Genomic DNA, 19,424 nt, shown 5'->3' on the forward strand with positions numbered 1-19,424 from the left:
CCCTCGGTTCACTCTTCCGGCGGCCATTCAGAAGAAGCCGCTACTTCCTGCCCGTTTTGACTCGCCAGACCCGCTTCCGCTCGCTTGCGCAGCGCCCACCAGCGCACACGCACAACCATTGGTTCCGTCAGACTGTTGGTCTTGAGGCCAATCCGGAATGTGCCTCGCCGTGGATAGACGACAACTCCCAGTGAAACTCCTGATAAGCGTGAACAAAACTCGTCGTCAAAAGCCTCCAGATCGCCGTAGTAAGTTCGTTGCGTCTGATCGAGGATGTCTGAAATCACATCGCTTTCTACTTCTTCCAGCCCAACCGAGACGAATACCTGACCTGGCCCTAAACCGTGTGCGATCTCTTCGGAAACGGTATGCTGCTCTGCCTTGACGAACAGATGAACACCGGAGCGTGCCGTCTGGTCCAGTGGGATCTCTACTACTCCCGTAGCTACCTCCTCGCCGATCTGCTTCGCCTTCGGCAATCCGAGATTGAACTGGAACTGCTGCTTCTCCTCTTCATAGCTGACCGCCAATTGGGGTTGTTCGCCGTCAGGCAGTTCATAGACCGAAGACCTGGCCGTGAAACGACACTCTGCCCCCTCCTGTGTCAGCAGACCCAGCCTGTAGAGCAAGGTCGAATTGTAGATATACTCCTGAAAGGGCACAGGCTCTACTTGTTCGATCATGTAAGTCGGTCCCATCTGCAGCAGGGCGATTTTCGCCAGACAAATCCCCTGATCGGCCGGAAAAGCAAGCGACTGATCCAGACTGCGATTATGATAGTCAGTGAGGATACGCTGCTTCACCGGCTCCGTGATCACTTCGATCTGATTGGCAAACGAGACGATATCGGGGACTTGTCTATCACCGATCGAGAGCTGAATTGTCCTCATCCGCGGTGAAATCGTCCCTCTCACAGGCTCTGCGCCTGCCAGATCCGGCACGACCGCCCGAAACAGATAGGTGACAGTGTATTCCGACTGCTGCTGATCCGCCGGTTCGCGAAAAGCTACCTCACCTTCACCTGCAGGGTTGATCAATTGAAAGTGGGTAGATTCCACCTCGTAAGAGAATGTAATGCGCGGTGTCTGCAGTGTCTTCTCCACATGCAGCGTAAGCGGAAACACGTCACCCGGGTTGACATAGCGAGGCGTGGTTTGCCAGATGCGTACCTGACTATCCTCATAGATCAGGCAGGTGTCCTGCAGCATGGCAAGCGCCTCATGTGCAGACAGTTCCGGAGCTTCTTCCCGGATGAACAGCTTGTAGCTTTCCAGTACGCGATTGTGTTCGCTTACTTCCTCTGAGCGGACCGACGCGTTCCCGACCGAATGAACCGGCTCTTTGCCCTTTTCGTCATAGGCAATATACAAATAGACGTTCTTCGCATATTCGTTGTTGGTAAAACCCTCAATCATGGACAGCTTCAGGGTAACCGGAGATGCTACAATGATCTCTCGTCCCAAAGCATCGAGGGCAGCCCCCATCTCAACGGAAATCGTCTTGTCATCTACGGCAACTACCTGCAGTCCGCTGATCACGCCGGCTCCGTGCAGCAATCGATTGATGAGCCGCCGCTTGTCGTTTATGTATTTCTGCTCCGATTCAAAGTCGCGCACCGTCAACAGTTTCCCGTAAAAATAACGGTTTCGTTCGAAGGGGTAGTACCGGGTATCCTTCATATGCAAACTCCTTTCCAGGTTGGTGTTACTCCAACTGTGAATCCAGCTGCAGCCTGGTGTGAATGCCGATCCGATTGTCACGGTCAAGATCGGTCAGCAGAGTGTCCGACGGGATGACTGACTTGTTGTCCAGCAGCATCAATGACGGTTCCGAGAGGTAGGTGTTGATTCCCAGATAGGTATGCTGATCGAGATACATCCAAGGCTGGAGGACCACCAGCTTCGCCTCGGTAAAGGCGGGTTTCTGCTCCTCCAGCAGTCGCTGGACGATCATCCGCTCTTTCTCACTGCCGAGCCGCTCTTGTCTGACGAGAACGGAAAAGGTGTAGGGATCGTCTCCGTACAACTGCTTGACCAAAGGGGCAACCGGCATCATCTGACGCATCCGCTTCAGTTGAAATGGTTCGACGATCAGTGGTTTTTCACCGAGATACAGTTCGATGATGCGCTCAATCCCGTACCTGGTTCCACGCAGTCGATACAACTCCGGTGCTTGTCGAATCAACTCCCGTACCTGCTGTTTTGGCCAACGGTCATCGACGACAATCCCCAACCAGGCGGCGAGCCAAGCAAGAAAATCGGACGGCACTGTGTCCACGTCAAAGTAGCGGGATACGTGCTCAATCTGCTCGTCCATCCCCTCCAGGAAGCCCCCGAACAGCGCGAAGAATCGTTCCAGAAAGTCTCGGCTGGCCTCGTTTTCCTGATACACTCCCGGTAAGTAGGAGAGATAGGAAGTGCGCGGAAAGTAGACGTGGAGCTTTTGCAGCTGCGGCGTATGGTACTTGCTTCCCATCAGTTCGATCTTCAACCAGAGATAACGGCCTTTGGCCTCAAAGAACAGTGCATCTCTCGGATTTATCAACGGGGTTGACCAAAGCGGGTCCAGCAGTCGCAGTTTCTCGGCAAACGGGGTATCGGGGTCTCTGATCAACTGATCCAGGTCAGGAATAGTGCGATCGGCAGCCGTGACATGTTTGTGATCAGCTGCGATATAGCTGACCCGGATTTGGGTATCTCCCGGAATGTCTGCAGTCAGGGTGAGCCGATGCCAGATCGTCTCCGCTTGGGTACTGTCAAAAGAAGCAGAGAGGTACACACCCTCCGCTTGTCCGGTGACAGGCCAATCCATCGATCTCGGTTTCAGCTGCAGGATGGTCAGACAGTTCCTCTCCCGATCAAACAGATAAAGCCGATTGCTCTCACCCAGCAACAGCTTGTCAGCATGACCGCGGTACGCTGATACCTTTTCTGTGGAATGGCCGTCTTGGCTAAGCTTTACGAGAAATCGCGTGTCTTCTTCCCAAGGTTTCCGATCCCGTCCACTGCCAAAGTAGAGATACCCCTCTGTATCTGCCACAAAGCCAGCGTACGGAAGCGGGTCAAGCAGCGTGCAGAATGGCTGCAGCCCCTGGTCAGGCAACAGGGTGTACAATGTCTTGCGATCGCTGTCAAACAAGCAGAGACGGCTCGCTGCCATCGTCAAGTGAAATCGTTGCCGCAGACTGTGAACACTGTGCGGTCGGTCCAATCGCAGTAGATCATTCCGGTAGACGGCGATTACTTGACCGGCTCGGTTCACTTTCACTACCCCTAGTGAAACACCAGCAGGCAATACCGGCCTGTCTCCCACTCCGCCTCCATCAAGGGGTACGACTGCATAAAGGTTCTGCCCACTGTCCACTGTTAGGGCGAGTGGACAAAAAGGGAACCCGTTCCACTCGCTCAACGTCCACAGCGCTTGACCGTTGGCTAGTGCATAGGCGGCCAGCTTTCGTTCTCCGAGTGGATCAGCCAGATAGAGAATCGGTTCGTGACAGACAATCTGTGCCTGCGGCGTAAACAGACCATGCCCGGACAAAAACAGGACGTCCACGTGCTCGTTGCGATAGTCGTATATCTTCACGTTGGCTTGCTCATCCAGGATGACGAATCGTTCCCCTCTCGCTACCGCCAGATCACTGACAGCGGTATGCTCCTCTCCAAAGAGCGTACCGAGAGAAAGGATGCGATCAGCAGCCCACTCTTCTACCTGCTGGAGAAGCAGCCCCCTTTCTGTCACCTGTAGATTTTCGCTTGTACCCTTATGCCAATCTGATGGCTTATTGCAGGTAAAAAAGCGAGATTGATCGTTCACCTGCTGTCACCCCGCGTTCTGTCTGATACCTGTCTTAGAGATCTGTCAACTTCACCAGTTTGATGTGATGGGCTCCGGAATAGACCAAACCATGCGGTGGAATGGCGATATCACCGTTCCGTTCCTTGACGACGCCCGGCCCTTCCGCATTGACCCACAAATCCTGCACGAACTCCACACCTGCTGCCTGATTGATCACGCCATAGAGGTCACCCATGTACACGGTACGGCCAAACTCCCATCCTGCTGTTCCATCCTCATCATCGAAAGGATGCAAGAAACGCTGCAATGCACGAATCAGTTCGTCACTCCCGCCCTGATAGTGGGGATGAACGACCACTACAGCATGCACCGCTACTTTGATATAAACGGGTGGAACCACGTGCACCTCGGTAGTGATCAGCCGGTGGTGATCCAACTGCTGTTTCACTGTCTCCAAAAACCCTTTGCTGGGCATCGGTTTCTCGTTATGACTGTAGGGAACCACCACCACCGTGATCTGTGCCGGTGCCACATGCTGCGGGTAATCCCTCATCCCCACGGTATAGAGGGGAAGTGCCTTTACCCGCGCCACCCGCAGCCCTGGTGTCGCTTTGGCGATCGCTTCGTAATCTTCAGCCGTAACCGCCCGGGTGGGCCGATGCAGCTCATGCTCTATTCGCGCTGCTAACTCATCCATCGTCTCCCGATCGCGGCCGCCTGCCGCGTAGAAATAGTTGGTAACCGTCAGGGCTGTTGTATCACCTTCTCCCCATTCTACGATCCGATTGATCAGATGCGGTTTTACATTCCCCTGCGCTCCTCCGCCCAGTTGACAGGAGATGATGCAGATGTTGTCCCACTCCGCCGGGTCAGGGATCGCTCCGTTTTCGTTGTTGCCAAAACGCAGTTCCGCCGTATCGAGATCGATGACAAAATGTCGATCGTCTGCTCTAGAGTTGTCCAAATCGTCAACCCAATGCCAGTCTTGCCAGGTGTATCCAGCCCCTCCTGGTCGTTGGCAGCCTACCTGAATCAAACAGCTTTCACGTATCAGTGCTTCCAAACCGCGAAGCGAGAAGCGCTGATCGGGCAATCCGCTGCTGCGGCCAAGCATGCGGCGGTGAACAAAGGCGGGATCGTAGGAGATCACCCGCAGATTCTTGTTCCCTGCTGGTGCCATCCTGCCTGTAACGCCATCTCCAAAGCGAATCACCGTTTCCTTTCGCTCGCGCTCCCTGCTAATCGTATAGCAGGGATCAAGCGGTCCGCAGGAGGTCAGGCTGTCTACCTGCCGCCAGTAGCGCCACTCCCCGTCTTCTTCCATCACCTGAACGTCCAGTTCTCCGTAATAACTGAGACAATCCTGTAGCCTCAGCTGCTGACCGGGGCGGTTCTCACCGCCGAAGAGAGAAACCTGGCTGAGCGTCTCCTGCTGTATGGCCGACACCGTATTGAGCATGATTTCCTCTACTCTCGGGATCATTTCATAACCGGCCTCTTCCAGGGTGCAGGAGATCCAGTATCGATTCCGGTCGTCAGCCGGGTGAATCACAGTCGGCTTCATTCTGCCAGGAACGGTAAAATGAATGCGGCCGCCACGTGACAGGTGCAGCGTCTCATCCCGTTTAACTGACAGTGGCAGCCACTTCGCCGACTGCTCAGCCGTACGTTCCTCACAGCCATAGTACTGCCAGGAGACGTTGGCTGAAGGGATTACTTCCGGTTCGTCCTGTCCCGGCAGGAGATCCCTCCATCCCCTGATCGTTAAGGAAACCTCTGTTTCTTTTGGCAATGGATGGTCAAATCCGATGTGCAGACGTGCTCCCTCCAACGCTTCTGTGCCAAAAGGATGAAAAGAGGCTCCCACATTACCGTTGGCTGCTGACAAGTCGTGCATGTCTGATCCTGCATGCAGGATCAGTTTCTCAATCTTTGCCGGAACCAGCCAAAGCGATTCTTCCGTTTCAAACGGCTGATCAAGAGCGAGCAGTTTTGTCCCACGGGGCAGGATTCCCGCCGACTTCACCCCGCTGAAGGTAACATCTGTGCGTGCTTGTCCTGCTGTTCTCTGGCGCTCTCCCAGCAACTTGTAAAACTTTAGCTGATTTTTTGTCGTCACTCGGTTTAGGTAGTACTGCTGCATCTCTACCAGCCAGGCGAACATCTCGAGAAACGTGATGCCGGGATCATGCTGCAGGTCGTCCGTCCATTCCGGCAGCAGACGGGGCATCATCTTTTTGGCCTTTTCGACCATCTCCGCGAAGCGTCGGTCGTCTAGATCAGGCAGCGGGAGCATCTTCTCCCTCCTTTCCGTTTACACAAGGTTGACAGCGACACGATGGGTACCGTTCACAATGACGCCGTGAAGCATGCTGCCCAGGCGCTCGGGATGAATCTCAGTCCGTTCTCCCTCCTCCACCACATGGACGGTCAGTGAGAGCTTTTCCACATGATTCACTGTGTCGATTCCATTCAAAAGCGGGTAGACAACAGAGATATGAAGCTGCTGGCCGATTCCCCAACCCAAACCGTCCACGTTGCCAACATAAGGGTCGAAAAAGCGATCCAGTTTTGCCAATGCCTCCCGTTCCGTTGGAATGATCGCCTCCATCGACTTTACAGCCAGAACGGCACTGACGGAGATCTCTAGGTAAGCTGGTTCGATCACGTGAAGCCGCTGGGAAATCGACATCGCCGCAGGTGCTCTTTTCAGCAAGTACCGCTGTACCTGCTGTTTCAATTCAGGGAAAAACATCTGCTGCCGAGCCTTGCCTCCTTTGGGTAAAATCACGATCGTAACCGCTCCGCTTTCCCTCTCCATCTGTGCATTGTAGTTAGGCAGGCACTTCACCTTGGCAATCTCATGAAACGCCTGTCTTGTCAGCCATTCGAAATCTTCTGCCGTTACGGCCCGATCCCGATGCTTGATCAGCTGAGGTCCCCGTGCCAAAGCTTGCTCCAACATCTCCGATTCACATCCACCGCTGGCGGGCAGTGGGTTGGTGAGGCCTTTGACAAATGGAATCGGTTTGTCCAGTCTGTTGATATGTCCGGCCTCGACGTTGCCTCTGCCCCCGCCTCCGGTTTTGTAGTTAACCTTGATCTTGTCGCCGCCTGCGTTGGGAATGGACATGCCACGCCGCCCATCGCCAAAACGCAGCCTTCCAGAAGCTCGATCGATCACATAGTGGCGGTCCGCTTCGCGAGAGTGAAAGAAGTCGTCGACCCGCTGCCAGCGGATCCATGCTCTCAGCACCTGTCCGTCTGAATCACGAATCACTTGCGTCTGTGTCCAATCTGCGAGTTGCAGCAGTTCTTCCTCGTTGACGTGTCCGGTCTCATCCACCCAGACCTCTTCCGACAAGACGGGAGTTCGAGCCAGCCTGTACTCGGCAGCGGCAGCACTTATACCCGGGACCTCTTCTGGCATTTCACCGACGATATCCTCCTGCTGAACAGCTATAGTCGTATTGAGGTACATTCCGTTCAGACCAGGAACCGGCTTGTCTGAACCGTACGCATCATCACGATTGACCGCACGCAGCCAGTAGAGGGATTGGCCAAACAGCAAATCGCTCGCCATATCAGACGGAACGGCGAATTGCACCGTGCCTGTGCGGGTAAATCCGTTCGTATCATCTGATACCTTGAGCGGATGCCACTCTACTCCTTCCGGCGTTCTGCGCCTGTACTCCCAATCAACCACAGGCTGATGTCCTGGCAATTGTCTTGGCTGCACCAGGTCAAACAACAGGCTGAGCGGTCCCTGACGCAAGGCTCTGTCAAATCCCATGTACAAGCTGGGATGATCCCCATCTTGCTGATCGAACAGGAAAAAGGGAGACTGCCCCGTGTGGACAGACGGAGCGTGTCTCCGATAGGCCAGGTTGTTCAAGGTGAGAACATGCCGTGGAGGACGGGCCTTCTGATAGTGATAGCGCAAGCGAACCTGCTTCATCACCGGCGTCACATAAATGCCGTTGGGTGCGTAGAGATTGGAAATGGAAAGGATACGGGCCCGAATCCAGTAGTTAGACTGAGCGTTGACATAGGTCTGCTCCATATCTGTCGGACAGACAAACCGCAGTGTATGCTTCTGACCCGTCGGTTGTGAAAAGAAAAGTTCGCCTTCGCTTTCTGCCTCCTCCAGGCGCATCCATCCCTGTCCGTTCCAGTACTCCCAAATGACGCGTTCGATCCTGATCTTGTGCGGCTCTGGTTGTTCCACCTGCTGCCGCCGCATAATCCACTTCCATTGGATCGGCGGCGTAGCAGCAGCTGGTCCTTTCACTTCTTCGGCGTCCAGGAGAAAGGAGAGTGAGACGATGGCACCCGGCTTGCTGAATGCTTCCTCACTGGCCAGATACAAGATATCGTATGGGGCGAACTGCTGGCCAAACGGATAAAACGGCTCCTTTTGGTCCAACTGCAGATCGTTGTGAAACATCAGATCTGGTGCCATACCGCCCGCTTGTTCGCCATTGCTGTATGCGGTTCGCAGCAGAATCTGCTCGACTGGCGGATGACTCAGCTGCCGCAGGCGTCCGGGTTTAAGCCTGCACTTGATCCAGCGGCTCTCGAGACCATCAAGAACTGCTTCCCCGATACGTCCGATCTGCCTTTTGTGCAATAAGAGACGATGTCCTTCCGCCGTCACCTGGTCGAACGGATGCCAGTCGTCCTCCCCTCGATAAAGCCACTGTGCATTAGCCGGATCCGCCAATTCGGCGCATCGTCTCCACTCTTGTTCCGATGCGGGATCATCTCTCCACGTGATTTCGACGACCACACCGTCACGAACCAAAAACAGATCGCCGTCACCGATAAACAAGCTGTGTTCCTGCCTGTTTGCTTCCTCTTCCACGGCAAACAGCGGCACTGTCCCCGCATGTTCGGCCGTCAGCCGCGACGTCACCTCGGCAATCCGGTCAAACCGATTATCAACGTTATAAAGAGCAGTCAATGAAGCCGGAGTGAGCAGCAGCGGACGTACGGTCTCAAACGGAACCGGATCGTCCTCATCGGGAAGCTGTGCAAATAACGGCGTCCCCTCCGGAACCATCACCGTGTCCTGGACACCGGGAGAGAGCTGAAACGACACATAAGCACGCGCTGGCTTGGCCGGAAGCAGACTGACATTCAACATGTTGAGATAGGCAACAAAATTCTTCAGTGGGACACGGTTGAACCGTTTGATGTTATCAGCAAACAGTTCGGAAAACATCAAAAACAACACCGTCCCTGGATCGGGATCCTCAGGGGAGAACCGCCATTCTGGCGTGTAGTACGGTGCCAATTCCTTCATTTTCTCCACCAATTCAGCTGTTCCCCGCTGGTCTAATGGAGGCGGTGACGCTGGATTGACCATCTGCCCTCTGTCTCGCTGGCTCCAATCACTCATGACTAGTACGTTCCTTCGCTTAGATTAAAGGGATACACCAGATTCACCACGCGGTTGGTTGCCTTGACAAGATAGCGAATGCTTAACGAAACACTGCCGGCTTGTCCATGCCTCACTTCGGCCTTCACTTCCACGTCTCCCACCCGCGGTTCCCAGTCTTCAATCGCTTCCTTCACGTTTGCCTCCAGCAGCCGCAGCGACGTCTCGTTGGTCGTGCCAAAAACAAACGGTCGAATGGTCGTGCCGAAATGGGGGCGCATCACCCGTTCGCCTTTTTCCGTCCACAAGATGATGCGAATCGCTTCGGCGATGTCGTCCTCATAAGACGCCATCTTGATCCGGCCGGTCGCCGCATCCACTACAACGGGAAACTTCCAGCCGATTCCGTGAAGATCTCTCCCCATCAGACTCTTCCCTTCTTCCAGTTTAATTGATTTTGACAACGGTTCCCTTGATCGTTACCGCTCCGCTGTCTGATTTGACGTTGATCAAGGCCCCTTTGATATTCACATTGGCATTGGCCTCTATGTTGACATCCATCGATTTCAGCGTGATCGACTTGGCAGCTGAGAGCGTGATTTCTCCCTGAGTGGTGATGGTTACGGTCGACTGCTGAGCTTTTACTTCCACCTTGTCCTTAGAACCGACGATTTCATAAGAGTTGATCCCAGCGATTGTTATCGTCTCGGCCGCGTCGTCCATCTCCACTTTCTGTCCTTTGCTGGTTAGAATCGTCACCTTCTCCTTATCCTTGGTGTCGTCCAGCGTAATCTCGTGACCCGATCGTGACCTGATCTTACGGAGATTGTTCTCCTCGTCACCAGTTGGGTTTACCTGCTGACTGTTCCATAGCATGCCGATGACGTATGGCTGGCGAATCTTTCCCAGATGAAAAGCAACCAGCACTTCATCCCCTACCTCTGGTATGAACAGACTCCCCCGGTCGTTGCCTGCCATCATAGTGGCGATTCTCACCCAGTCTGTCTCATATTCATCCTCTCGCAGAGGCAGTTTCAGCTTCACTCGACCGAGGCCTTCCGGGTCTTTGTTGTCTGTCACGGTTCCGACCAGCACGCCATCGATCTGTTGACCGGCGGCATAAGTCTGAGAATACTGTCTATTCATTGTCATATGGCGTTGCCTCCTACGCGAAACCTGGTGAGGTAGCCGCTATCGTCAATCGTGTGGGTCACGGACGTCAGATAGAAGGGCTGGCTTAACTTATTGCCCAACCCTGCCAGTTTCACGTACCGGCCCGCTCGCAGCTCCGGTATTCCCACCGTCTCTCCTTCCCCGGTCAACAACTGCATCGCCCGCTTGTTGAGTATGGCGTTTGCCTGCTGCTGAGCTTCGGCAGCCGATACCACGTCATTGTAGACGTATTCTTTTGCTTCGCCGAGCGCCTTGATCAGGTCCGGTCCGGTCTTGGAGTTGGAGCCCAGTTTGGTTACGGATTGCGATTCCGCCTCGATGTGCGTGAACTCCTTTTCATTCCATCCCCGCACGACGACCGAACTGATCTGCGAGGTTAGATTGGCGTCTAAGGAAAACGCATGCAAACTCTTCCCCCATTCCAACGTGAGCACAGGAGATGTATCGGAAGAGCGTTTCCGGAAGTACATCGTTTTGCCGACAACAAAAAAATCGTAGTCGTTCGCCTCTGCCAACCAGGATAAAAAGTGGAAGTCTTCTTGTTCATTCTGGACGACGAGGTTGTGTACTTCTGTCGTATCGTCCACTTTCACTTGCGAGACGTATTTGGAGCCGATCTCGCGAGCTACCTCGCTGTGCTTTTTCTCCTTCCAAAAAGCGGAATGCTTCCCCTTCATCATCAAAAAGGACATGTCCATTCCTTTGACGATGATCCGTGAACTGCCGTCGTCGGGGAGATCAAAGGTAACAGAAGTAATCATGCCGTAAAAGACCGTCTCCACCTTTTCACCGTATCCCATCTTGATCTCCACATGCTTGCCTAGTGAAAAGTACTGATCGACATACAGGAATTCTTGTTTCCCCCGATCAAAAGCATTGGCGACGACAAATGAAAAGGCGTCCGCTTTTGAATCAGCACTGGTATCAACAGTCACACTGTCAATCGGCACTTCTTCCTGAACCAGGTTGCGTCCATCGACGCTTACTTCAAATGCGGGCCAGATAAAGTTGGCGTATTTTTTCTCCAGATCGTTGTATTCGTAGGTTTTGCTGTCCAGTTTTAAATCGGCCATCCTTCACACCTTACCGTGGGACATTAAGAACCATGCCTGCTTGCAGACGACGGGGATTGTCAATGCCGCTGGCTTCGGCGATGTCGCGCCAACGCTCCGGGTCCTGATACTCCTGCTGGGCAACCGACTGCAAGTCCTCATCCCCTTGGAGAACCCGCTGTTTTTGATTGCGTCTTGAGGAGGCAGATCCTTTTTCTTTCTCTTTCGGTTTCCCTTTGGTCTTGCGGATTGTCAGCGAGAGTGTAGCTCTGACCGGAAAGCCGGATTGGGAGAACATGGTGAACTGCTGGGAAATCGATTCAATCCGCCCGGTAAAGTTGAGCGACCCCCAGACAAACTGACAGACGGGTACCGGGTCACCGACTGATTTGTGCTCAAGCTCCACTACTCTGGTGATCCGCGATGTGTAATCGCGAACGTCCTCGTCTTGCTCGTATGTGTCGAAAAACAGCGTCATGGCGAGCGATTCATCGCCGCCGATAAACTGTTCTTTTCCGACTCCGCCCACATTGCGCCATTCGTACCTGTTGTTTGCGTCCAACTGATATTGGGTCGGGTTGAACATCACATCGATGTCTTCGCCATCAATCACGATTTTGGCTTTGGCCAGTCCCATGATCCTCCCCCTTTCCTGTATTCCCTCTCTTGATTACACCCCGCTTCGCTGTCGCTCCCAGGAAAGCCTTCGTTCGATTTCCTTGTATACTTTTTCGACGATTCTGTTCACATCAAGGGAAGCCGCGGCTGCCTTGTTTGCTGTGCTGCCTGGGCGATCGGTCAACTGGATCGCTGCTTGTTGTACTTGCTGTGCCTGTCGCTCTCTTTGATCTGCAGCAGCCGTTTTTTTCGGCTGCAGATATTCCATCACTGCGAGCGGTACGGAATGACGCTGCTGCAAGCTATTCTCTCTCCGCCTCTCAAGCTGCTCGCTGGTCATTCCCCTGGATCTTGGCAGATGAATGGCTGGCTGCTCAGGCGAAGGGAAGGAAGGACGTCGCCCTGCCCACAGTAGGTCTCCAACCGGGCGATAAAAACGGGAAAAACGATCCCGCTCTGAAGCGGTCGAGCGGTGCAGCCATCTCTGTCCGGCTGACCGCTGCTCTTGGCCAAAGAGGCGGGGAGACCCTTCTTCGCCCCTGCTGCCAGATGCTATCGACCGCGTTGACGCAGGAAGAGCGGAGATGACGTCGATCCCCCCAAGCGGCTTGCTCCATCCTCCCGCTCTTGCCAGGGAGAGCTGCGGCGATGAATCGGATGTTTGCTGCCACTGGGGCTGCTGCGTCGGAATGCCAGTAGCGCTCATCATCCGGCGCCCTGCATCTGTGACGAAAGATAGGGAGTCGTCCGGCCTCTCTTGAGACCACGTAGTTCGGTGTATCGATTGGAGATAGGAGAGTTCCCCATTCCATGCAGCTACCTGAGACCAGATGCTGGAGCGCCATTGCATCGTCTGCTTCAAATCTGTCGGCATCCGCGTTGAGATTGTGCGTCGCCATAACGCAGGAGGCGATAATGACGCCGCTCTCCCTGCTGTTGCTGTGCGCTGCGGTCTTCGACCAAGAAAGGGCTCTGTCATCCCGCGTGCGGATGCTGTTCGACTCCGGTACAGCTGGAACCTGTACAGTGATCTTGGCAGCGGGGTTGTCTGCACATCAGGCACCAGTTGCCGAACTCCTCCCGCAGCTATTACGGGCTCTGCTTGCCCTGTTGTTCTACCGCGCTGTGACATGTGCCAGAGCGTTATCCCAGCAAGCGGATGCGCGCTGCCGCTAGTCATCATCCTGTTGATGGGGGAACCTGCAGCAGGCTGAAGGATATGCAGACGACCAGCTTTGCCGCTGACCGACGCAGGCTTTCCCTCAGAACGGTCGGACAGCATCGTTACAGGTCGTGCCGAGCCTATGGACAGAGGCAGGAGATAAGCAGGCCGTCCAATGATTGTAGACAGCCCTATGGTTGCAGCCAATCCCTCAGCAGAAGGGACTCGCGAAAACCGACCGTTCGCATCATAGACAGAAACGGACAGACTATCCTGTCCCCATCTGATCATCTCCCGTATCCGGTGCAACCGTTTAACCACATTCTTCTGTGTACTCCCGGCAGTTGCTGCTTCCCTAGGCTGTGGCACGAAAAATCGATCACCAATGGAGTTGAGCGAATGCCCTGCCTGCTGCGGCGCCAGTTGGAGAAGAGATACCCATTGAGCCATATGAGCCCAAGATCCCGGCCAACTGCCAACGTGATGCACCAGCAACGTACTGACCATCCGAGTCCAAGATGCCTGCATAGGAGCTTGCAGAGCAGCTTGCAGTTCGCCTTGTCCACGCAGGAATCGGGTTGGCTCAGCTCGGCGTCCTGACGACATCAGATTAATCACAGGATCGGTCGAGCCAATCCCCGTCCCCCCGCTCCCGCCAGCTCTTGCATTGAGAGTATGGCTTGCCGACAGCTTTGACGGCATCAGCCATTCTTTTCTCACCCATTTCGTCTTAACGCGCGGCGGCAAAGAGAGCGTTGGTTCCATTTCCCTATCTACGCCATAGAGCGGTTGATTTCCGTAGTGAAAAACCTTTGTTATCGCCCTGCGATCGTGAACCGAAAAGAGAGGTTGCCTCCCGACGCGCAGAGCAAGGAGAGCCCCTTTAGATAGGATAGGTCTGAAGTCGGGCAAACCAAGGTGTACCCGCTCAGCACCGTACACAGGCGTATGCTGACTGATCAAGCCGGACACAGATGCGGGCATGGACAGGCGATCGTGCTTGACTCCATGCTGTGTCCACAGCAGAGATACCTCAGGTCTTAACGCCCCCTCCCTTTCCTGCACTCCTCTTGGCCTCAAGCGGAGGGAGGAAGACACGTTGCGTCTGCTATCGTCGCTTTTTCCTGCAAGCTTCTGTTTGCCGGTTGGCGAGCTTAGGACGGTCACCCTCACGCTGCGCTGCCAAATCTCTTCCCTGGTGCGATGAGGAGAGGAAGAGGGGCTGACAGCGTACAACGCCTCGGTGATCGGCAACGTCCTCACAGAACGAGCCTGCCAAGGAGAGACGTTGTCGTTCCCGGACATCCGGAGAGAGAGCGGCGGCCTGTATGAACCCCAATTCGGGGAGAGGACCTGTCTCATCATGACCAAGCGGGATACCAACGAAATAGCATGCTCTGCATGATCCGTCCTTGGCTTCCCGCTTACAAGTGGCCATCGCACGTGCGGGTGAACGATCCGCAACATGTCGGCAGATGATTGCATCCCATTCGGCCGCTCTCCTTGTTTCCGCAGTACGGTAGAAAACACTCCGTTCAAAACCCTCTGCTCCGTGTTGTCACGCGTGAGCTGAGGTAGAACGGATCGTGATGGTATTGGCACCGTTGGCTCGGTCCTGTAGCTTATCCCCTTCTCCTGGCGTAAAACGATAGGAGATTCAACTCTCAGCCGTTCTCCTTGTTGTTTCTTCCATTGAATAATGGCAGGAGAGAGACGAAAAATGGCTTCTTCGGCTGGTCCGGCATGCGGGGGAGAGGCGCGACCATCGAGGAAGCCCTTCCGCCATTCCAGCAGAGGAGAAAGCTGCATTCGGTCTCGGGCGAAAACTGGTGAGCTGAACGATGCGCGGCCAGTGGCATTGAGCCACTGCCACTGGGGATATGCCAACAGTACCAGACCAGAGAGCAACGACCGCGTGGCCGAGGCAACACGTCCCTCCGGACCGACGTTCCCTGTCATCAACGATGAATAAGGACGTGCTGTAGTTCTCAAGAGCATCTCTTTAGAAGTTGCAGACGCGTTATGCGACTTCCTCTCTCGTCTGGTGTCTCCATCCTTTATTCCAGCTTGGGAACCCCACGGGTGAAGGGCTGTTCCACTGTTTGCCTTCAGACTCCCCCCCTGTTGCGCGATTGTCTGTCGCTTCGTTTCCGCAACGTTGAGATTCACTGACCAAAACGACTGCTGCTGCGGCGTGATCTGGATTTTTACCAGTTTCGCTTGTCCGCTTTTTGGTTGAGCCGGTGACAGCGGTAGAGATGGTTGACCTTGATAGTGAGCAGCTACAGCAGGAGTGTTCCCATTGTTGAATGGCGTAGCGGACTGGAATCGCCCTGCTCTGCTGTCGCTTAGCGATACTGATTGGAGCCATTCAACACTGCTGTGATTTCTGAACAGAACCTGCCGTCGTTCATTTCCGCTGTCGCTTTGCAACTGGGACTGGAGCCGTTCAACGCTGCTATGACTTCGCAACAGAGACTGAATCCGTTCAACTCCATTGTGACTTCGCAATAGAGACTGAATCCGTTCAACTCCGCTATGATTTCGCAGCAAAACCTGCAACCGCTCCACTCCGCTGTGGCTTCGCAATACTGACTGAGTGGGGTTGGCATAGTATGGATGATGGATGCCCATATTCAGCATGATCCGATGGAACAGGATCATCTCCGGCGTTTGCTCACTGATGGGATCTCGCAGCACAAGCGCGACTCGCCCCCATTTGGAGGAACGGCCGAATCTGTACTTGGCAAAGATCCGCTTGCTAAACGAATCGGCCAGTCCTGATCCCCTGTGCTGTCCTGGTTTCACTCTACTGCTTCCGATCATCCATCCTACCCCTTTACATCCTCGTTACAAACTCCAACTGGTTGTGGAGAGCCTTCAACCCGTGATGCGCCAGTTCCAGCTTCTCCACAGCGATCTCATTGCCACTGGCATTCAGATCGGGGCCGATCCATTTGACCGGATACGCTTCGAAGAAATTCCACCTGCATAGTTCATAGCCCCGGTAGTTCTGCAGAATGATGGAACCGCTTTTCCTCCTCACTTTTCCCACGACAACATCCCTGTACCAATTCCACAGTTCCCCTGAACTGGTAACCCCCTTGGTGAGGGTGATGTTTCCGTACTTGGTCCGCTTGGGCAAAATATGTACATACTCGTTGACCCCACCCTCTGCGTATTCCTCTACTTCCGTATCCGCCTGCAACCCGGACACCTGGGTGAATCCGGCGGTCAAGATGCCGTCAATCTCCACCCAGTAGCGAAACGTGCCCGTTACTTCCCAAAACCGAAATGGCTGTTGCAAAACGCCTCATCACCCCTTGTTAAAGACGTCAAATGGATTCTCCGGCTCATCGTTCAGTTTGCGATTGATCTTGGAGATCTCTTCGCAGTACCGACGCCGGTCCCGATGTTCCAGTGCCATGATTTCCGCGTGCGACCAGTGGAAGTAGTAGGCGATAAAGCCGATCTCCTCAAAGATCCGCTCGACCGGATAGCCTACAAGACCTCCCCCATCTCCCCTAAAAAAGGCATGTCCATCTCGTATTCATGCTCACATTTGGGACAAACCGCCTGTATCTTTAGATGCTCCACTTCATTGATCTGCCGGTAGAAGTTTTGCAGAAACGTGAGGTCGGCGGTAAACAGTTTCTCGATTACTTTGGTATCGATTGCCTGCAGATCGCCCAGCTTGGTGATCACCCGGGCCAACAGGATGATCGACAGATAGCTGGGATTTTGCTGCACACGCGGATCGCGCATCGGCAAGATTTCATCTGCGGCCGTAGCCAAGCGCATCGTTCCCCGCTTGTGCAGGTTGCCGTGCTCGTCCACGTAGCCGCGGGGCAGTTCAAACTCGTATTCTGTCATAAATGCCATGTGCTTCTCCTCCTGTCTCAGTCGCTGCTGTCATCGTCGCTGGCCTTCCATGACGGTCTGATGGCCACCATAACGGTTTTTAGGCCAAGACTTTACTTCGTACGGGTCATCCCTTCATGAGCCATCTCCAGCAGCTCGATTGCCACCTCCGAGGCAGTCCCGTTGAAATCAGGAGCCGTATACTTGGCCGGCCAAGCTTCCCTCACCTGCCAAGTAGCGACGTCGCTGCCTTCTTCGTTGATCGCAATAATGGTTATGGTTTTGCGCTGTACCTTTCCCTGTATGCATTCCTGCATCCAGTTGTACATATCCATCGAGTCCGTTACTCCCCACTTCAACGTAACATTGCCGTACTTGGCCAATCCGGGCAACTTGCGCGGGGTGATGGGCTCATTGCCTTCCCGGTATTCCACCACGTCGATCGAGGCATCAAAACCGGACACTTCACTAAATCCGGCTTGCTGGATGCCGTCCACCTCGACGCGGAATCGAAACTTGCGATACGGATCTTTCCGTTCTCCTGCCATAACGTCTCCTTTCTCGCGAATCGGCGCTTCAAACTATTGGTTACTGTTCACTCGTTTTCTGTGTAATGCGGAAGATGACAAACTCAGCAGGCTTTACTGGTGCCACACCGATGATGCAGATCAAGCGACCGTTGTCGATGTCGTCCTGGGTCATCGTCGAACGTCCGATGTTGATGTAGAACGCCTCGGCCGGACTGGCCCCCATCAGTGCACCGTCCCGCCATACCCTGGTCAGAAATCCGTCGATGGTCCGCTGCACACGTGCCCAGAGCCGTTCATCGTTGGGCTCAAAAACCACCCAGTTGGTGCCGGCTTTAATCGATTCCTCCAAGAAGATAAACAGTCGACGTACGTTTACATATTTCCACAATGAATTGGAAGAGCAGGTACGCGCCCCCCAGATGCGAATTCCTTGTCCGGTAAAGAAGCGAATCAGGTTGATGCCTTTCGGGTTCAAAATATCCTGTTCACCTTTGTTATATTGACAATCCAGTCCGATCACCCCGCGAACCACTTCATTGGCCGGTGCTTTGTGAACTCCACGCGTCTGATCGGAACGGGAATACACTCCGGCAACGGAGCCGGACGGCGGGATGAAGATATTCCGCTTCTCCAATGGGTCAAATACTTGCAGCCAGGGATTGTACAGGGCCGCATACGTGGAATCAAAGTAATTGCGGTGAGCGATGACATCCTCCACCCTGGTTTTTTCCCGCGGAAAGTCAAGGATCGCAAAACGGCTCTTCAGGTTCTCACAATGAGCGACCAAAGCCAACTGCACGTTCGGATCGGTGATGCCGGGAATCGCCATGATGCTCACTTCGTCGTTGTCGATGAACGATTGAATCCCTGTCCGTCTGCCCGGCCCTTTATCTGTTCCGATAAAATCAGCCGGTGACAGGCTCGATACAGCACCGTCGCTTCCGTTGGAGAGGGCCGTCTTGAACACTCCCTCTTCCTGGTCGAAACCGCTGATTCGCTGGAACGGTGACTTCACCTCTTCCGGTTCGGCGCCTGCCGCGATGACTCTGATTAGATTGGAGCCTGCCGTGATTTTTTCCACATGATTGGCCGCAGCGGCATTGAGTGTCAGCTTTTCAAACGTCTCTACCTCATCCCCGTATACCACCTGCATCGTGAACTCACAAGTAGCCAGCACTTTCTCCGGAATGAGATTGTCGTCCACCACCGACTCATCGCCATCCAAGTGTACGGACAGCTCAATTACGTCATCCTGCGCGTGCACAACCTTGGCGTACTGTTTCTGTTCTCCATCGGCAAAGAGGACCACATCACCCGGTTGGAAGCCGGCGGAACTCTTGACGCGATAATGCCGTGAACTTGCTGGATCTCCGATCACTTCGTAAATCTGCGTCTTCGCCTTGCTGTCAGGAAGAAACAACACGCGGATCTGATTCCCCCAACTGCCGGGGTTTTTCGCTTCCACCCGCAAAACGACCTCTTCGCCCTCGGCAGCGTTTGCTGCCGGACGGGCATCGGCAGGGGCCACCCGCATCACGTAGCAGCGCGATCCCCCATTGACAAAAAAGTGTTCCACCGCATAGGCCAGATAACGATAGGAGCCGAATGCGTTTTCCGATAGATGACCACCAAACATCCGCTGGAAGTCAGCGAAACTGGTCACCAGTTTGGGAACGCCCTCCACCTCTCCTCGCTGTGCAACACCGAGAAAACCGGCTGTACTGGTACTAACCCCCTCCAACGGCACTGACCCGCTGTCAAACTCTTCTACATAAACTCCTGGCGATAAATATTCCGGCATATTGTCCCGGTTTCAAACAGCGTCCGCGGTTTAAAACCGGCTACCTCCT

14 protein-coding genes are annotated in these 19,424 nt (G+C 54.3%); all 14 read right to left on the minus strand.

Annotation, left to right across the window (positions count from 1 at the left end):
- Positions 1-8: 8 nt before the first annotated feature.
- Complete coding sequence (locus LOK74_RS12705) at positions 9-1,679, minus strand: hypothetical protein (protein ID WP_230042414.1); 1,671 nt, start codon at positions 1,677-1,679, stop codon at positions 9-11.
- A gap of 25 nt (positions 1,680-1,704) precedes the next feature.
- The gene (locus LOK74_RS12710; RefSeq protein WP_230042415.1) at positions 1,705-3,816 is read right to left on the minus strand and encodes a phage tail protein; all 2,112 of its coding nucleotides are present in this window, start codon (positions 3,814-3,816) and stop codon (positions 1,705-1,707) included.
- A 34-nt stretch (positions 3,817-3,850) separates the two neighbouring features.
- Positions 3,851-6,094 (minus strand): putative baseplate assembly protein, encoded by a 2,244-nt coding sequence (locus LOK74_RS12715; protein WP_230042416.1) that lies wholly within the window; start codon positions 6,092-6,094, stop codon positions 3,851-3,853.
- A gap of 18 nt (positions 6,095-6,112) precedes the next feature.
- Entirely contained in the window at positions 6,113-9,199 is a 3,087-nt protein-coding gene (locus tag LOK74_RS12720; protein WP_230042417.1) for a putative baseplate assembly protein, read from the minus strand.
- A gap of 2 nt (positions 9,200-9,201) precedes the next feature.
- On the minus strand, positions 9,202-9,603 hold the full coding sequence (locus LOK74_RS12725) for a GPW/gp25 family protein (protein WP_230042418.1): 402 nt from the start codon (positions 9,601-9,603) through the stop codon (positions 9,202-9,204).
- A 22-nt stretch (positions 9,604-9,625) separates the two neighbouring features.
- Positions 9,626-10,330, minus strand: coding sequence for a phage baseplate assembly protein V (locus LOK74_RS12730; RefSeq protein ID WP_230042419.1), 705 nt, complete (start codon positions 10,328-10,330; stop codon positions 9,626-9,628).
- Positions 10,327-11,424, minus strand: coding sequence for a phage late control D family protein (locus LOK74_RS12735; protein ID WP_230042420.1), 1,098 nt, complete (start codon positions 11,422-11,424; stop codon positions 10,327-10,329). Before LOK74_RS12735 ends, LOK74_RS12730 begins: the two co-directional genes overlap by 4 nt.
- 10 nt (positions 11,425-11,434) lie before the next feature.
- Positions 11,435-12,040: a CIS tube protein gene (locus LOK74_RS12740; protein WP_230042421.1), complete on the minus strand. Its 606-nt coding sequence runs from the start codon at positions 12,038-12,040 to the stop codon at positions 11,435-11,437.
- A gap of 33 nt (positions 12,041-12,073) precedes the next feature.
- Positions 12,074-16,009: a hypothetical protein gene (locus LOK74_RS12745; protein WP_230042422.1), complete on the minus strand. Its 3,936-nt coding sequence runs from the start codon at positions 16,007-16,009 to the stop codon at positions 12,074-12,076.
- Positions 16,010-16,022: 13 nt separating this feature from the next.
- Positions 16,023-16,490 carry a phage tail protein gene (locus LOK74_RS12750; protein WP_230042423.1) on the minus strand — a complete coding sequence of 156 codons (468 nt, stop codon included), beginning with the start codon at positions 16,488-16,490 and terminating at the stop codon, positions 16,023-16,025.
- 9 nt (positions 16,491-16,499) lie between these two features.
- Entirely contained in the window at positions 16,500-16,733 is a 234-nt protein-coding gene (locus LOK74_RS24250) for a DUF6760 family protein (RefSeq protein ID WP_338148669.1), read from the minus strand.
- On the minus strand, positions 16,685-17,065 hold the full coding sequence (locus tag LOK74_RS12755; protein WP_230042424.1) for a phage tail assembly protein: 381 nt from the start codon (positions 17,063-17,065) through the stop codon (positions 16,685-16,687). The genes LOK74_RS24250 and LOK74_RS12755 overlap by 49 nt, the downstream gene beginning before the upstream one ends.
- A 92-nt stretch (positions 17,066-17,157) precedes the next feature.
- Complete coding sequence (locus tag LOK74_RS12760; protein WP_230042425.1) at positions 17,158-17,592, minus strand: phage tail protein; 435 nt, start codon at positions 17,590-17,592, stop codon at positions 17,158-17,160.
- 40 nt (positions 17,593-17,632) lie between these two features.
- Positions 17,633-19,375: a phage tail sheath subtilisin-like domain-containing protein gene (locus tag LOK74_RS12765; RefSeq protein WP_478213052.1), complete on the minus strand. Its 1,743-nt coding sequence runs from the start codon at positions 19,373-19,375 to the stop codon at positions 17,633-17,635.
- Positions 19,376-19,424: the final 49 nt, after the last annotated feature.

It is taken from the genome of Brevibacillus humidisoli (genome assembly GCF_020923435.1).
GTDB classification, from domain to species: domain Bacteria; phylum Bacillota; class Bacilli; order Brevibacillales; family Brevibacillaceae; genus Brevibacillus_E; species Brevibacillus_E humidisoli.

Excerpts from the sequence above, each read along its gene's own strand:
- LOK74_RS12705 (WP_230042414.1), bottom strand. The coding sequence starts at position 1,679 with ATGAAGGATACCCGGTACTACCCCTTCGAACGAAACCGTTATTTTTAC.
- LOK74_RS12715 (WP_230042416.1), bottom strand. The coding sequence starts at position 6,094 with ATGCTCCCGCTGCCTGATCTAGACGACCGACGCTTCGCGGAGATGGTC.
- LOK74_RS12720 (WP_230042417.1), bottom strand. The coding sequence starts at position 9,199 with ATGAGTGATTGGAGCCAGCGAGACAGAGGGCAGATGGTCAATCCAGCG.
- LOK74_RS12725 (WP_230042418.1), bottom strand. The coding sequence starts at position 9,603 with ATGGGGAGAGATCTTCACGGAATCGGCTGGAAGTTTCCCGTTGTAGTG.
- LOK74_RS12730 (WP_230042419.1), bottom strand. The coding sequence starts at position 10,330 with ATGACAATGAATAGACAGTATTCTCAGACTTATGCCGCCGGTCAACAG.
- LOK74_RS12735 (WP_230042420.1), bottom strand. The coding sequence starts at position 11,424 with ATGGCCGATTTAAAACTGGACAGCAAAACCTACGAATACAACGATCTG.
- LOK74_RS12740 (WP_230042421.1), bottom strand. The coding sequence starts at position 12,040 with ATGGGACTGGCCAAAGCCAAAATCGTGATTGATGGCGAAGACATCGAT.
- LOK74_RS12745 (WP_230042422.1), bottom strand. The coding sequence starts at position 16,009 with ATGATCGGAAGCAGTAGAGTGAAACCAGGACAGCACAGGGGATCAGGA.
- LOK74_RS12755 (WP_230042424.1), bottom strand. The coding sequence starts at position 17,065 with ATGGCATTTATGACAGAATACGAGTTTGAACTGCCCCGCGGCTACGTG.
- LOK74_RS12760 (WP_230042425.1), bottom strand. The coding sequence starts at position 17,592 with ATGGCAGGAGAACGGAAAGATCCGTATCGCAAGTTTCGATTCCGCGTC.
- LOK74_RS12765 (WP_478213052.1), bottom strand. The coding sequence starts at position 19,375 with ATGCCGGAATATTTATCGCCAGGAGTTTATGTAGAAGAGTTTGACAGC.